The sequence below is a fragment of the Massilia sp. GER05 genome, assembly GCF_052056005.1.
In the GTDB taxonomy this organism is placed as follows: Bacteria; Pseudomonadota; Gammaproteobacteria; order Burkholderiales; family Burkholderiaceae_D; genus Telluria; species Telluria orientalis.
The window spans coordinates 2492643-2506284 of the sequence record NZ_CP178858.1; the positions used below are offsets into that span (position 1 = coordinate 2492643).

The window sequence follows — 13642 nt, forward strand, 5'->3', positions numbered from 1 at the left end:
AGCCGCTGCCAAAAAATCAAATCGCGGATAAAACGCGGAATTACCACTCAGTCTTTACGACTGTATTGACGAAGCGCAAATCAGTCAATGAGCTGGTTGCGGATGGCGTAGTGGGTCAGTTCGGCACTGGTCTTGAGTTTCATCTTGGCCAGCAGGCGCGAGCGGTACTCGCTGATCGTCTTCACCGACAACGAGAGTTCGCGCGCGATCTCGCTGACGGTCTTGCCGGAGGCGATCATGGTGAGGGTCTGGTATTCGCGGTCGGACAGCGCTTCGTGCACGGGCGCGTCGTGGTTCTCGCCGAGCTGGGCCGCCAGCACCTGGGCCAGTTGCGCGCTGACGTAGCGCTGGCCGCCGGCCACCTGGCGGATCGCGTTGACGAGTTCCTTCGGCGCGCTCTGCTTGGTCAGATACCCGGCCGCGCCCGCCTTCAGCGAGCGGATCGCGTACTGGTCTTCGCGGTGCATGGACAGCATCAGCACGGCCAGGTCCGGTTGTTCGCCCTTGATCTGCTTGAGCACTTCGATGCCGTTGCGGTCGGGCAGGGAGATGTCGAGCAGCACCACGTTGCAGCGCGATTTGCGGAACAGCTTGACGGCGTCGAGGCCGGTCTCGGCTTCGCCCGCGACAACGATGTCGCGCTGTTCGGCGAGGATTTGTTTCAGGCCTTCACGCACGATGGCGTGGTCGTCTGCAATAAAAACGCGGATGCTGGCTTTTTCTGTCATGCTCGGGTGGTTTCGCTGCGTCCGGCCGCGGGGGCGGCCAGCCTGATCTTGACGACGACCATCGTGCCGCCTCCAGGTGCCTGCGACAGGTTGAGCGTGCCGCCCAGCGCCCGGGCGCGTTCGCTCATGCCGCGCAGGCCGAACGACTGGGGCTTCAGGCGGTCGGCGGGCGTGATGCCGCGGCCATTATCGCAGATGCCGAGCGTCAGGTGCTGGCGCTGGCGGCGCAGGCTGACCGTCACGCGCGTGGCGTCCGCGTGTTTCGCGATATTCGTCAGCGCTTCCTGGAAGATGCGGAACAGCGCGGTCGCCTGGTCCGGATCGAGGTCGATTTCCTTGTCGGCGCTGCGGAACACGCAGGCGATGCCCATCTGCTTTTCGAATTCGCGCGCCTGCCACTCGAGTGCGGCGACGAGGCCCAGGTCGAGCGTGCTGGGACGCAGGTCCAGCGAGATGCGGTGCACGGCCTCGATCGTGCGGTCGACGAGGTCGTCCAGGTAATCCGCCTTGTCGCGCAGGGCCGGATCGTCCGGCAGGCGCGCCGCAAGCATCGACAGCGCCATCTTGATCGCGGTGAGATTGCCGCCCAGGTCGTCGTGGATCTCGCGCGCGATGCGGGCCCGTTCCTGTTCCTTGACCTGCTGGATGTGGTCCGTCAGCTCGGCCAGCCGCGCGCGCGACCGCCGGGTTTCTTCCTGCTCCAGCTTGCTCGCGGTGATGTTGGTCATGATGCCGTCCCACTGGACACCGCCACCGTCCAGCGGCAGGGGCGTCGCGCGCAGGCTGATCCATTTGACGTCGTTCCACGCCTCCACGCAGATGCGGCCTTCCCAGTTCCACGCGGCCAGCGCCGTCCTCGACGCCTCCATCGCATCCTGGTAACCCTTGCGGTCCTCCGGCAGGATCAGGCCCAAGAAGCGCTCGGGGTCCTGTTGCAGTTCCGACACCGACAGGCCCAGCAGCGCCGTGCACCCCTCGCTCAAATACGGGTACGCCATCGTGCCGTCCGCATGCAGCACGAACTGGTAGACGAGCCCGGGCGTGTGGTTGACGACGGCGTTGAAGCGCGCCTGGTATTGCTCGAGCGCCATGCCGGCCGCCAGTTCCAGCGACAGGTCGTCGCCGATCGCGACGATCAGCGACCGGCCGTCGCGTACGACGCGCAGGAAGCACAGCTTGATCGGATACGTGGTCCCGTCGGCGCGACGATGGCGTGTGCGCAGGCTGACCTGGTCGCCGATCTCCTGGCCCAGCGAGCCGATGAGCGCAACGAGTTCGCCGCGGTCGAGCTGGGGCGCCAGGTCGAGCGGCGTCATGCCGCACAAGGCCTTGAGCTCATGGCCGAGGTTGCGGCGCGCGGCCTGGTTGACGTCGACGAGGCGCAGCGTGTCGGCGTCGAACAGATAGATTTCCGTGGTGGACGCCTGCATCGCGGGCGCAAGGACGGGGGCAGGGGTCGAGGTGTCCGGGCTCATGGTCATGTCATTGGTCTGTCGGTTGGCGCCGGCGTGCACGCCATTGGACCACGAACCGGCGCAGCACCCGCACGAGGCGGCTGGCATGGCGGCTACCTGCGTCGGCCGGCCTTGCGCGCAGCCGGCGCAGCAGGCGCCGGTAGCCGAGCCGCAGGCCGCGCGCCGCCCGGCTGGCCAGGTGGCACGCGTGGCTCGTGCGCCAGTAGTCGAGGCAACGGGTCTTGGCGCCCATGAACCAGCCGTGGCAGCGCGCGAACCAGCCGACCGCCAGCAAGGTCGGCAGGGTCAGCACATAGATCCGCGCCACGACGGCCGCGCCGCCCACCTTCGCCACCACGATGGTCGCGATGCCGGACAACGCGTGGCCATGGGCGATCGCGAGCAGGGCCAGCAGCTTGACCGGAAACAGCAACAAGCCGGGCAGCACGAAGGCGCACAGGGCGGCGTACGGCGGCAGGGTGCGCACGCGGGCTTCCAGCGCCCCCAGCGCCGGCCAGCGCGCGAGCGCCCGCGTGAGGCGCATGCCGGTATCCCAGCACCATTCCTCGACGAGCAACACCACGGCCGCCAGGTACACCAGCGACGCGAACATCCGGCTGCGTGGAAGGGCTCGTGTCATGGCCTCATGATACGGGAAACGAGAACGGCACAGGGGCGCGCGCGCGTTGTCGAAGGCGCTACAATAGACGCATGAACAAGGCATTTGTAAAAGAGTCCGATAACGACGACGATGACGAGGCCCTGGCGCTCGCCCAGGCGATACCCGCCGGATCCAAGAACTACATCACCCCGGCCGGCCACAAGGCCATCAAGGACGAGCTGCTGCAGCTGATCGACGTCGACCGTCCGGAAGTCGTGCGCGTCGTGCACTGGGCCGCGTCCAATGGCGACCGCTCGGAAAACGGCGACTACATCTACGGCAAGCGCCGCCTGCGCGAAATCGACCGGCGCATCCGCTTCCTCACCAAGCGCCTGGATTCCGCCTTCGTCGTGGACCCGTCCGTCCACTACGGCAACGACCAGGTGTTCTTCGGCGCCACCGTCACCTATGTCAACAAGGCGGGCGACGAGCATACCGTCACCATCGTCGGCATCGACGAACTGGACCCGCTGAAAGGCAAGATCAGCTGGGTCTCGCCGGTGGCGCGCGCACTGACCAAGGCGCGCGAAGGCGACGTCGTCACATTGCATACGCCGCAAGGCAATGACGAGCTGGAAATCCTGAGCGTCGAGTACCCGGAGCCTGTCGCGGACTGATCCGGCTGGTGGCACGCGGCGCGCGGCGCGATGGTGCCGCCGCTGATAAGATGGCGGTTTCTGCTTCCCGCATCCCATGACCCGTTCCACCGACGTTGCGTCCGAAGCCGATCCGCTGGCCGCCCTGCGCGCGGCCACCGCCACCCGCCACGCGGCCCTCGATGCCGGCCTGCCGATCGGCGCTCCCGGCGCCTCCCTGCACGACTACATCGCCCACCTGGTCCTGTTGCGGACCTGGCTCGTGCCCCTGCACGCCTGGCTGGCCGGATTCGCGGATGGCCCGCCATTCGAACACGCAACACGCCTGGCCCGGATCGACGCCGATCTCGCCGAGGCGGGGCATGCGTTGTCGACCACGCCGGCCGGCACCGGCGCGGACGGCGCCGCCTGGCCGGCAACGGCCAGCCTCGCCTACCGCTGGGGCGTGCACTACGTCATCGAAGGCTCGCAACTGGGCGGTGCCGTGTTGTACGAGCGCCTGCGCGAACGCCTGGCGCCGCACGGGCTGCGCTACCTGAAGGGCGACGACGCCGGCCCCGGCCCCCGCTGGCGCGTCTTCATGCAGGCACTGCGCGCCAGCGTGCGTACGCCGGGCGAGATCGCGGACGCCTGCGCCGGCGCGTGCGCGGCCTTCGACTGGATCCTGGGGCTGCGCGCCGATCCGCGTACCGGGCGTGCGCATCCGGCATTGCCGCCAGCCCCGGCGGAACCGCCGCCGGCACGCGCCGGCACTGCCTGAGCCGCCTGGACGCTCATTCGATGGCTTCGGCCAGCCGCAGCATCCACGCCTTGCCGTGGTCCTTGCCGCCGTCGGCGAGCACGTCCTGTGCCACGCTCAGCGTGAAGACCTTGGCATCCGTGAACCAGCGCAGCTCGGAGACGGTCTGGCCCGTCGGCGCGCGCCGGATCGCGAACTGGGCCGGGCAGCGGGCAGTGCCGTGCCGCACGGAGGCATTCATCAGCTCGCGCACGCCGAGGACGCCGCCGCCTTCGGCCACGTAGGCCCACTCGTGCAGCATGACGAGCACACCGTCGGGACGCCGGTACACGCGCTTCACGCTGCTCCATGGGCCGTCCAGGCCCGGTCCCTCGGGCACCACGCCCACCAGCGTGTAGCCGGCGAGATCGCTGGCCGCGACATCCGCAGGCGGCACTGTTGCATGCGCAATGAAGCGATCCAGCGCGCCATCCGGCGGCAGCGCCCGCCCGTCGGCGCTTTCCAGGTCATGCGCTTCCTCGGACGTCATGTCGCCGTAAAGTACGCCGTCGCCCGCGCGCAGGCGCCTCATTTCGTCGTCGACCGCGCGCCGTAATTGCGGCGGCAGCGATGCCAGATCGACCAATTTGGCTTTTCCGGGTTCAATTTGCGGTACGGGATCGGCCGCGTCCGCTTTTTTATGGCTCTCCGCGCCGGCGTGAACAGTCAATAAGAAATAGCCGATCAGAAAAACCATAAGGTATCGGATCAATAACGCACTGTGTTCAGCGATCGGTGGCCGCATGCTCATTTCCGTTTCCAATAATAATTTTCCAAATCGAAACGTCTTTTTCTACGCCTCGGTACGATGGTTCGGCCGATTGAATATGCGGGATCGCGTCCTGTTTCTGTTTGTGCCACGCCAATAGTGTGTATCTGGGTTTCCGGGGTTAAATAATTCCCAAGAATTAATATGTCGATAGAAAGTAAATGCATAGAATCCGGAAAGTTGAGGTTGCATAAAAATCCTCATATTTAAATAACGCATCATTATTTCGATCCGAAAAGAAAATGAGGAAATGATGAGGCAACTTTACGAATATCACCCTGTCGTCGGCTATCGCTACATTCCCCGTCTGCGGGTGCGGATCCCGCATGAAGGCGGCGGATATCTCATCCAGGTCAACGAACAGGGATTCCGCGCCGACCGCCCCTTCGTGCGGGCACGTACGCCCGGGCACCGGCGGGTCCTCGTGTTCGGCGATTCGTTCACGGCGGGCGATGCCGTGCCCAACCGCCAGCGCTATACCGAGCTGCTGGAAGCGCGGCTGCCCGGCGCCGGCACGCCGCCCGTCGAGGTCTACAACTTCGGCCTGTCGTCGACGGGGACCGACCAGCAATACCTCATCTGGCGCGAATTCGCCCGCGACATCGAGCACGACCTCGTCGTGATCGCCGTCTTCGTCGAAAACATCCGGCGCGTTGCCGCACAATTCCGTCCGCACCACGACGAGCACGGCGTCGAGCGCCTGTATGCCAAGCCGTATTTCCGGATCGAGAACGGCACGCTGCAGCTGTGCCAGGTGCCGCCGCGGCGCGAACCGTACGAGGAACACGAGCTGGACGCCGCGCAGGCCGCCGCCGTGGACCACGGAGGACGCTTCCTCATGCTGCGCAGGATGGTGACGAAGCTGGGCATGCGCGACATGGTCCAGCACCTCACGCAATACCAGCCGCTGCCGCACTACGACTCGCCCGCCAGCCCGGCCTGGTGCCTGATGCGCGCGATCCTGGCGCAGTGGATCCGGGCGCTCGACGGGCCCGTCCTGCTGATGCCGCTGCCGTTGCCGCAGCACCTCGACGAAACGTGCGATGCCGCGCCTTACCAGGCCCGCTTCGCGGAACTGGCCGCCGACGTCGGCTGCCGCCTGCACGACCCGCTGCCCGACCTGCTGCGCATCGCGCCCGCCACGCGGCGCCGGCTGCGCTGGGACAAGGACATCCATTTCACGCCGGCCGGCCACGACGCGCTCGCGCGTTCGCTCCAGCCCGTCATCGCGGACATGCTGGGCGCAGGCCTGGCCCGCGCCAGCTGAGGAGGCGACATGGGCAAGACCATCCTGGGCATCGCCGGCTATTACCATGACGCGGCGGCGGCGCTGGTGCACGACGGCGAGATCGTCGCGGCCGCGCAGGAAGAGCGTTTCACGCGCCGCAAGCACGACCCGTCGTTTCCCGTCAACGCCATCAATTACTGTCTCGAAGAAGGCTTCGTCGATGCGGCCGACCTCGATGCGATCGTCTTCTACGACAATCCGCTGCTGACGTTCGACCGCGTCGTGCAGAACGCCTGCGCCGGCGCCCGGCACGGCGATGCCGCGGGCGCGCGCGACCTGTTCGTCCAGGCCGCGGGCGCGGTATTGGGCGACAAGATCTGGGTGAACGAGCACGTGCGCCAGACGCTCGGCACGCCCGGGCGCGCCGGCCGCGTGCTGTTCGCCGAGCACCACATGGCACACGCCGCCAGTGCCTTCTATCCGGCGCCGTTCGACAGCGCCGCCGTGCTCACGATCGACGGCGTCGGCGAATGGGCCACGACCACCCTCGGCACGGGCCACGGCCGGAAACTGGAACTGTTCGCCGAGATCGACTATCCGCATTCCCTGGGGCTGCTGTACAGCGCGTTCACGAGCTTCTGCGGCTTCAAGGTCAATTCCGGCGAGTACAAGCTGATGGGGCTGGCGCCTTACGGCCGGCCGCGCTACGCCGGCCGGATCCGCGAACACCTGATCGACGTCCGGACCGACGGCTCGTACCGGCTGGATATGAATTACTTCGGCTGGCTGGACGGCATGGCGATGCCCGGTCCGCGTTTCGCCGACCTGTTCGACGGCCCGGCGCGCCAGCCCGAGACGCCGATCACGCGGCGCGAGATGGACCTCGCGGCCAGCATCCAGCAGGTGACCGAAGAGATCGTGCTCAGGACGGCGCGCCACCTGCGCCGCCTGAGCGGGGAGCGCAACCTCGTGCTGGCGGGCGGCGTGGCGCTGAACTGCGTCGCCAACGGCAAGCTGGCCGCGGCCGGGATCTTCGACGATATCTGGATCCAGCCGGCCGCGGGCGACGCGGGCGGCGCGCTCGGCGCGGCCCTGCTGGCGCACCACATGGCGTTCGAGGCCCCGCGCCGGCGCACGGACGGGGCGGGCGACGCCCAGCGCGGCAGCTACCTCGGGCCCCGCTATTCGAGCGAGGAAATCCTCGCCTTCCTCGACCGCAAGGGATATCCGTACCGGCGCATCGAGCACCGAGAAGAACGTCTGGCCCTCGTCGCGGAGGCGCTGGCGGCGGGCAGGATCGTCGGCTGGCTGTCGGGGCGGATGGAATTCGGGCCGCGCGCGCTGGGCGCCCGATCGATCCTCGGCGACCCGCGCAACCCGCGCACGCAGGCGACGATGAACCTGAAAATCAAGTTCCGCGAATCGTTCCGCCCGTTCGCCCCGGCCGTGCTGCGCGAGCGCTGCGCCGAGTACTTCGACTTCGACGGCGACAGCCCGTACATGCTGATGGTGGCGCCGGTGAACGCGACGCGCCGCCGGCCGATGGAGATGCGGGCATTCGATGCGGGCGACGACGACATGATGGCGGTCATCAACCAGTCGCGCAGCGACGTCCCGGCCGTCACGCACGTCGATTACTCGGCGAGGATCCAGACGGTCGACAGGGACAGCCACCCCGAGTTCCGCGCCCTGATCGAAGCGTTCGAAAAGCTGACGGGCTGTCCGCTGCTCGTGAACACGTCGTTCAACGTGCGGGGCGAGCCGATCGTGTGCAGCCCGCAGGACGCGTACCGCTGCTTCATGCGCACGGAGATGGATTTGCTGGTGCTGGAAGACGTCGTGCTGTGGCGCCGCGAGCAGCCGCCGTTGCCGGATGACGAAGACTGGAGGAAGACCTATGAGCTCGATTGACGACAAGGCACTGCGAGCGGGGTTGCGTACCCTTTCGGCCCCGCTGTTCGATGCCCTGACCGCCCACTGCGCGCCCGGCCAGGCACCGTTCCCGCTGGGCCCGAATCCGCGCCTCGCCAGCTATTACACGCAGCGCACGCACACGACGATGGACTTCGACGATTTCATCGTACCGTCATGCCTGGACGCCGAGGGATTCGGCGCGCGCCTCGCGGCGCACTGGCGCGCGCACGGGCATCCGGAGCTCGCCGCGCATGCGCCGCAGGTGGCCGAGGCGGCGCGGGCCCTGCATGCGCTGTACGTGGCGGCGCGGCCGCAGGCGGAACTGTCGCCCTATGTCTACCAGATGTTCTGAGTAGCGGCGTATGGGCAACCTCGATGTGGATATGGCGGCCGTGGCGCTGGCGCAAGCGCTGCCGCCAGGCTTTATCGCCGTGCCGGCCACCACGCTGCCCGGCGGCGTCGAGGTCCCGGCCTTCGCCGTGGCGCGCTGGCTGGCCGCTGCCACGCCCCCCAGGCGGCTTGCATGGCATCGCCCGATCCGCTCGAGCGGCGCTGGTTCGTGCTGTCGAACGGCGAGCGCATCATTGATGCGGCGGGCAATGCGTTCAGCTGGGTGTTCGACGACGTGCAGGGCAACGCGGAAGGCATCGTCGCGCGCACGTTCCCGACAGGCTCGCCCACCCTGGCGACGGCGCCCGGCGCGCCGATGCGGCAGGGGATGGGCTGGTGGCCGCGGGCGCGCCGCAGCTGGTGGGGCAGGGCACTGGCGCGCGGCGGCAGCTGGTCGTCGCGGGAAGGGGCGGGGATCTTTACCGTCGTCGACGGGCGGCCGCAGGCGGAGCGGGCGTACGTCGGGTTCCGCTGTACGCTGCCGTCGTAAAAGCCGAGGCCTCAGGGGTACGCATCGTGGGCTCGGGGAGCCCACCCTACGCAAGTTGCCAGCCGTTGGGTGGGGTATGTGAGGCCGGGGGCCTCGCATACGAACGTGCCCACGCGTGACGTGCGCGGTCCGCCGGCGTAACGCGTCCGGGAATTACGCCCGCTCGCGTTCCACGCGGTTGACGCCGGCCACGCGGCGCAGGTTGCGGATCAGGTGCGCCAGGTGCACGCGATCCTTGACCTGGATCGTGAAGCGCAGCTGGGTCAGCATGTGTTCGTCGTCCTCGTCCATGCCGACATACGTGATGTTGGCGTCGGACTCGCCGATCTCGGCGGCGACGCGGGCCAGGATGCCCTTTTCGTTGTTGATCAGCAGGCGGATGCGGCAGTCGAAACGGCGGTTCAGTTCGCTGCCCCACTGGACCGGAATCCAGCGGTCAGGTTCCTTCAGGCGCAGGCGGTTCGCCTGCGAGCAGTCGGCCGTGTGCACGACGAGGCCCTGGTCGCGGCGCAGCTGGCCGATGATGTGGTCGCCCGGGATCGGTTGGCAGCACGGTGCCAGCTGCACGGCCACGCCTTCGCTGCCGTAGATCGTCACCGGATCCAGCTCGGCGCCGTGGCTCGGCTGCGCGGGGACGGACGCGACATCGCCGCCCAGCAGGCTCACGATGTGGCGCGCCACGAGTGCGGGCATGCGCTTGCCGATGCCGATGTCGGCGTAGACCTCGTCCATCGACTTGGCCGACGATTCCGCCAGCAGGCGTTCGATCATCGAAGGCAGAAGTTCGGTCTTGATGCCCAGCTGGCCTAGCGCCTGACCCAGCAGTTCCTGGCCCAGTTCGACGGATTCGTTCAGGTTGATGGTGCGCAGGTGGTGGCGGATCGCCGAACGCGCCTTGCCCGTGCGGACAAAGCTCAGCCACGTCGGGCTGGGGCGCGAGTCGGGATCGGTCTCGATCTCGACGATGTCGCCGTTGTGCAGTTCCGTGCGCAGCGATGCGGGTTCGTGGTTGATCTTCACGCCCACGGTGTGGTCGCCGATGCCGGTGTGGATGCTGTAGGCGAAGTCCAGCGGCGTCGCGCCGCGCGGCAGGGCGATGATCTTCGACTTGGGCGTGAACACGTAGACGGAGTCCGGGAACAGGTCGACCTTCACGTGCTCGAGGAATTCGGCGGAGTCGCCCGTCTGCTGCTGGATGTCGAGCAGCGACTGCAGCCACGCGTGGGTGCGCTGCTGCAGGTCGGTCATGTTCTGGTCGCCCGTCTTGTACAGCCAGTGCGCGGCCACGCCGGATTCCGCCGTGCGGTGCATTTCCTGGGTGCGGATCTGGAATTCGACCGGGGTGCCGTACGGGCCGATCAGGGTGGTGTGCAGCGACTGGTAGCCGTTGATCTTGCGGATCGCGATGTAGTCCTTGAACTTGCCGGGCATGGGCTTGTACAGCGCGTGCAGGGCGCCGAGCGCCACGTAGCAGTTCGGGACCGTGTCGACGACGACGCGGAAGCCGTACACATCCAGCACCTGCGAGAACGACAGGTGCTTGCTGCGCATCTTTTTATAGATGCCGTACAGGGTCTTTTCGCGGCCGTAGACTTCGGCCGGCAGGCCGGCGGCGGACAGCTGGTTCTTGACGGCGTCGAGAATCTTCCTGACCACTTCGCGGCGGTTGCCGCGCGCGGCCTTGATCGCCTTCGACAGCGTGCGGTAGCGCAGCGGGTACAGGTGCGAGAACGACAGGTCCTGCAGTTCGCGGTAGATGTCGTTCAGGCCGAGGCGGTGCGCGATCGGGACGTAGACTTCCATCGTCTCGCCCGCGATGCGGCGTTTCTTGGCCGGCGCCATCACGCCCAGCGTGCGCATATTGTGCAGGCGGTCGGCGAGCTTGATCAGGATGACGCGCACGTCCGACGCCATCGCCAGCAGCATCTTGCGGAAGTTTTCCGCCTGCGCTTCGACGACGCTCTGGAACTCGATCTTTTCCAGCTTCGACAGGCCGTCGACGAGGTCGGCGACCTGCGGGCCGAAGCGCTCCAGCAGTTCCTCTTTCTTGACGTCCTGGTCCTCGATCACGTCGTGCAGCAGCGCGGCCATGATCGCCTGGGCGTCCAGCTTCCAGTCGGCGCAGATCTCGGCCACGGCGATCGGGTGCGAGATGTACGGCTCTCCCGACTTGCGGACCTGGCCGAGGTGCATCTCGTCCGAGAAGCGGTAGGCTTCCTTGACGCGCTTGAGTTCGACGGGGGTGAGGTATTCGGCCAGCTTGCCGGCCAGGTGCGTGATCGACGCGACGCCGGGAGCGGGCGCCGGTTCGGCTTCCTGCGGTTTGTTGGCCGGCCGGCCGGGCCGGCCCGCCTTGTTGTTGGTGCCCGAGTGGAGGGAGTCCGGTGAGGATAAGCTCATACGTAATGACAATCAGCCGCAGTATGGAAACAGCATAACAGAATCACGGGCTGGGATCAGTCGAGGTCAGAGCCCACCCGATAAATTCGGGCTCCGACCCCAAGAGCGTATGGACCACATATAAGCTCAGGCATCGCCCGACTTACATCGGGACTTTTTTCAGCATTTCCAGGCCGACTTTGCCGGCAGCGATTTCACGCAGCGCGACGACGGTCGGCTTGTCCTTGGCTTCGACTTTCGGGGTGTGGCCTTGCAGCAGTTGGCGGGCGCGATAGGTCGCGGCCAGGGTCAGCTGGAAACGGTTCGGGATGTTTTTCAGGCAATCTTCGATGGTGATGCGGGCCATATGGTGCTCCTAGGGATCAGATAACTATTCGGTCGGGCTGTTCAAAGCGACTTCGATGCGGCAGGCAATATGCGAATGTTCTGTCTAGTCAGTCGGGGTCAGAGCCCAAGCGCGAAAACCGGGCTCTGACCCCGAACATCAATCTCAGTCGGGGTCAGAGCCCAAGCACGAAAACCGGGCTCTGACCCCGAACATCAAGAAGAATGGATTCCCAACTGGGCAAAGAGCGAGGCGTTGCGGGCGGCCTGTTGGGCGAAGCGCGAACGTGTCGCTTTGACAATCGCCTGCAGCTCGGACAGGGCGACGTTGAACTCTTCGTTGATGATAGCATACTCGAACTCGGGAGCGTGAGCGATCTCGCCGCCCGCGGCCAGCAGGCGTCGCGTGATGATGTGCGGCTCGTCCGTGCCGCGCTTGTGCAGGCGCTCTTCCAGTGCCGCGATCGACGGCGGCAGGATGAAGATGCCGGCCGCGTCCGGGAACTGCTTCTTCACCTGGCGCGCGCCCTGCCAGTCGATTTCCAGCAGGATGTCCGTGCCCGTCTTCATTTCCTGTTCCACGGTCAGGCGGCTCGTGCCGTAGTAATTGCCATGCACCTCGGCCCATTCCAGGAATTCGCCGCGGTCGGCGCGGGCGACGAAATCCTCGGCGGTGGTGAAGTGGTATTCGCGGCCGTCCTCTTCGCCCGGGCGCGGCGGGCGAGTCGTCGTCGAGATCGACAGCTTGATGCCCGGTTCCAGCGCCAGCAGCGCATTGACCAGGGTCGACTTGCCGGCGCCGGACGGGGCGGCGACGACGAACAGGCTGCCGGAGAAAGCGGAGGTGAGCATGGTGGATTCCTTTGTTACGTGTTAATTCGATGGTAATGCATAGAACGCCTGGATGGGTTCCCCCATCCAGGCGTTCGACACGGCCTGGAGGCCGTGATTGTTTAGTCAGTCGGGGTCAGAGCCCACCCGTGAAAACCGGGCTCTGACCCACGATTATTCAAGATTCTGTACCTGTTCCCGCATCTGCTCGATGAGCAGCTTGAGCTCCATCGACGCATCGGCCAGCTCCTTGACGGAAGCCTTGGCGCCCAGCGTATTCGCTTCGCGGTTCAGTTCCTGCATCATGAAGTCGAGGCGCTTGCCGACCTGGCCGCCCTTCTTGAGGATGTGGCGGGTCTCGTTCAGGTGGGCCGTCAGGCGCGACAATTCTTCCGACACGTCGATGCGGATGCCGTACAAAGTGACTTCCTGGCGGATCCGCTCGAACACTTCCTGGCGCGTGAGCACTTGCGGGTTGCCGTGGCCGGCCAGGCCCAGCGCGTCCTGCATGCGCTCGATGGCCTTTTGCTGGAACTGGGCGATGACCTGCGGGATCAGCGGGGTAATGCGCTTGACGATGGCTTCCATCGCCTCGATGCGCGAGACCAGCATCGCTTCCAGCGCCGCGCCTTCGCGCTTGCGGCTGTCGACGAAGGCGGCGATCGTCTTCGCGGCGAGGGCGGCGACGTCGGCCTGCAGCGATTCCTGGCCGATCTGCGCTTCTTCGATCACGCCCGGCCAGCGCAGCAGTTCCGCGACCGTCATCAGCGGGGCGGACACGAAGTGGCGCGTGACCTCGGTCTGCAGCCGCGCGAGGTCGGCCAGCAGCGTCTGGTTCAGGGCCTGGGAGCCGGTCGTGGCCTTGCGGCCGAACGACAGCCGCACCTCGACCTTGCCGCGCGTGATGGCCGCCATGATGGCGGAGCGCAGGTCCGGTTCCAGCGCGCGCAGCTCGTCGTTGATGCGGAACTGGAGGTCGAGAAAGCGCGAGTTGACGCTCTTGATCTCGATCGTCAGGGTGCCGGCAGCGCCTTCGCTTGTGGCGACCGCATAACCTGTCATGCTAGAAATGCTCAATG

14 protein-coding genes are annotated in these 13642 nt (G+C 66.6%); 6 read left to right on the top strand and 8 right to left on the bottom strand.

All coding sequences use genetic code 11. From position 1 onward, the window contains the following. Positions 1-80: 80 nt before the first annotated feature. Genes ACL58G_RS11175 through ACL58G_RS11185 form a run of 3 tightly spaced genes read right to left on the bottom strand, consistent with a single transcriptional unit; the run spans position 81 to position 2822 of the window. The gene (locus ACL58G_RS11175) at positions 81-728 is read right to left on the bottom strand and encodes a response regulator (RefSeq protein ID WP_413383337.1); all 648 of its coding nucleotides are present in this window, start codon (positions 726-728) and stop codon (positions 81-83) included. Further along, positions 725-2203, bottom strand: a complete 1479-nt coding sequence (locus tag ACL58G_RS11180; protein WP_440966884.1) for a PAS domain-containing sensor histidine kinase — start codon at positions 2201-2203, stop codon at positions 725-727. Before ACL58G_RS11180 ends, ACL58G_RS11175 begins: the two co-directional genes overlap by 4 nt. A 7-nt stretch (positions 2204-2210) precedes the next feature. Further along, positions 2211-2822, bottom strand: a complete 612-nt coding sequence (locus tag ACL58G_RS11185) for a hypothetical protein (protein WP_440966886.1) — start codon at positions 2820-2822, stop codon at positions 2211-2213. A gap of 71 nt (positions 2823-2893) precedes the next feature. Here ACL58G_RS11185 and greB point away from each other — a divergent pair, with 71 nt between their 5' ends. Both greB and ACL58G_RS11195 read left to right on the top strand, forming a co-directional pair. After that, the gene (greB, locus tag ACL58G_RS11190; protein ID WP_413383343.1) at positions 2894-3460 is read left to right on the top strand and encodes a transcription elongation factor GreB; all 567 of its coding nucleotides are present in this window, start codon (positions 2894-2896) and stop codon (positions 3458-3460) included. A gap of 76 nt (positions 3461-3536) precedes the next feature. After that, positions 3537-4199, top strand: coding sequence for a biliverdin-producing heme oxygenase (locus tag ACL58G_RS11195; RefSeq protein ID WP_440966888.1), 663 nt, complete (start codon positions 3537-3539; stop codon positions 4197-4199). 13 nt (positions 4200-4212) lie between these two features. Here ACL58G_RS11195 and ACL58G_RS11200 read toward each other — a convergent pair whose 3' ends face one another. Then, positions 4213-4803: a hypothetical protein gene (locus ACL58G_RS11200; RefSeq protein ID WP_440966890.1), complete on the bottom strand. Its 591-nt coding sequence runs from the start codon at positions 4801-4803 to the stop codon at positions 4213-4215. Between the two features lie 433 nt (positions 4804-5236). Between ACL58G_RS11200 and ACL58G_RS11205 the strand changes: the two genes are divergently transcribed. From ACL58G_RS11205 to ACL58G_RS11220, 4 genes are all read left to right on the top strand, one after another. Beyond that, positions 5237-6253 carry an SGNH/GDSL hydrolase family protein gene (locus ACL58G_RS11205; RefSeq protein ID WP_440966892.1) on the top strand — a complete coding sequence of 339 codons (1017 nt, stop codon included), beginning with the start codon at positions 5237-5239 and terminating at the stop codon, positions 6251-6253. A gap of 9 nt (positions 6254-6262) precedes the next feature. Beyond that, complete coding sequence (locus ACL58G_RS11210) at positions 6263-8125, top strand: carbamoyltransferase family protein (protein ID WP_440966894.1); 1863 nt, start codon at positions 6263-6265, stop codon at positions 8123-8125. After that, entirely contained in the window at positions 8112-8480 is a 369-nt protein-coding gene (locus tag ACL58G_RS11215) for a hypothetical protein (RefSeq protein ID WP_440966896.1), read from the top strand. Before ACL58G_RS11210 ends, ACL58G_RS11215 begins: the two co-directional genes overlap by 14 nt. Positions 8481-8651: 171 nt before the next feature. Beyond that, the gene (locus ACL58G_RS11220; RefSeq protein WP_440966898.1) at positions 8652-9008 is read left to right on the top strand and encodes a hypothetical protein; all 357 of its coding nucleotides are present in this window, start codon (positions 8652-8654) and stop codon (positions 9006-9008) included. A 153-nt stretch (positions 9009-9161) separates the two neighbouring features. On the opposite strand, the gene ACL58G_RS11225 is transcribed toward ACL58G_RS11220, so the two are convergent. The 4 genes from ACL58G_RS11225 to ACL58G_RS11240 all read right to left on the bottom strand — a co-directional run bounded on the left by ACL58G_RS11225 (position 9162) and on the right by ACL58G_RS11240 (position 13625). After that, a complete protein-coding gene (locus ACL58G_RS11225) occupies positions 9162-11408 on the bottom strand; it encodes a RelA/SpoT family protein (RefSeq protein WP_440966900.1) in 2247 nt (748 codons plus the stop codon). A 142-nt stretch (positions 11409-11550) separates the two neighbouring features. Beyond that, entirely contained in the window at positions 11551-11754 is a 204-nt protein-coding gene (rpoZ, locus tag ACL58G_RS11230) for a DNA-directed RNA polymerase subunit omega (RefSeq protein ID WP_056443456.1), read from the bottom strand. Positions 11755-11948: 194 nt separating this feature from the next. Beyond that, a complete protein-coding gene (gmk, locus tag ACL58G_RS11235) occupies positions 11949-12584 on the bottom strand; it encodes a guanylate kinase (protein ID WP_413383361.1) in 636 nt (211 codons plus the stop codon). A 153-nt stretch (positions 12585-12737) separates the two neighbouring features. Continuing rightward, a complete protein-coding gene (locus ACL58G_RS11240) occupies positions 12738-13625 on the bottom strand; it encodes a YicC/YloC family endoribonuclease (RefSeq protein WP_413383363.1) in 888 nt (295 codons plus the stop codon). Positions 13626-13642: the final 17 nt, after the last annotated feature.

Bases quoted from the DNA above. Each gene is read 5' to 3' on its own strand.
- ACL58G_RS11185 (WP_440966886.1), bottom strand. From the start codon at position 2,822: ATGACACGAGCCCTTCCACGCAGCCGGATGTTCGCGTCGCTGGTGTAC.
- ACL58G_RS11195 (WP_440966888.1), top strand. From the start codon at position 3,537: ATGACCCGTTCCACCGACGTTGCGTCCGAAGCCGATCCGCTGGCCGCC.
- ACL58G_RS11215 (WP_440966896.1), top strand. From the start codon at position 8,112: ATGAGCTCGATTGACGACAAGGCACTGCGAGCGGGGTTGCGTACCCTT.
- ACL58G_RS11175 (WP_413383337.1), bottom strand. From the start codon at position 728: ATGACAGAAAAAGCCAGCATCCGCGTTTTTATTGCAGACGACCACGCC.
- ACL58G_RS11205 (WP_440966892.1), top strand. From the start codon at position 5,237: ATGATGAGGCAACTTTACGAATATCACCCTGTCGTCGGCTATCGCTAC.
- ACL58G_RS11180 (WP_440966884.1), bottom strand. From the start codon at position 2,203: ATGAGCCCGGACACCTCGACCCCTGCCCCCGTCCTTGCGCCCGCGATG.
- rpoZ (WP_056443456.1), bottom strand. From the start codon at position 11,754: ATGGCCCGCATCACCATCGAAGATTGCCTGAAAAACATCCCGAACCGT.
- ACL58G_RS11225 (WP_440966900.1), bottom strand. From the start codon at position 11,408: ATGAGCTTATCCTCACCGGACTCCCTCCACTCGGGCACCAACAACAAG.
- ACL58G_RS11220 (WP_440966898.1), top strand. From the start codon at position 8,652: ATGGCATCGCCCGATCCGCTCGAGCGGCGCTGGTTCGTGCTGTCGAAC.
- greB (WP_413383343.1), top strand. From the start codon at position 2,894: ATGAACAAGGCATTTGTAAAAGAGTCCGATAACGACGACGATGACGAG.
- gmk (WP_413383361.1), bottom strand. From the start codon at position 12,584: ATGCTCACCTCCGCTTTCTCCGGCAGCCTGTTCGTCGTCGCCGCCCCG.
- ACL58G_RS11210 (WP_440966894.1), top strand. From the start codon at position 6,263: ATGGGCAAGACCATCCTGGGCATCGCCGGCTATTACCATGACGCGGCG.
- ACL58G_RS11240 (WP_413383363.1), bottom strand. From the start codon at position 13,625: ATGACAGGTTATGCGGTCGCCACAAGCGAAGGCGCTGCCGGCACCCTG.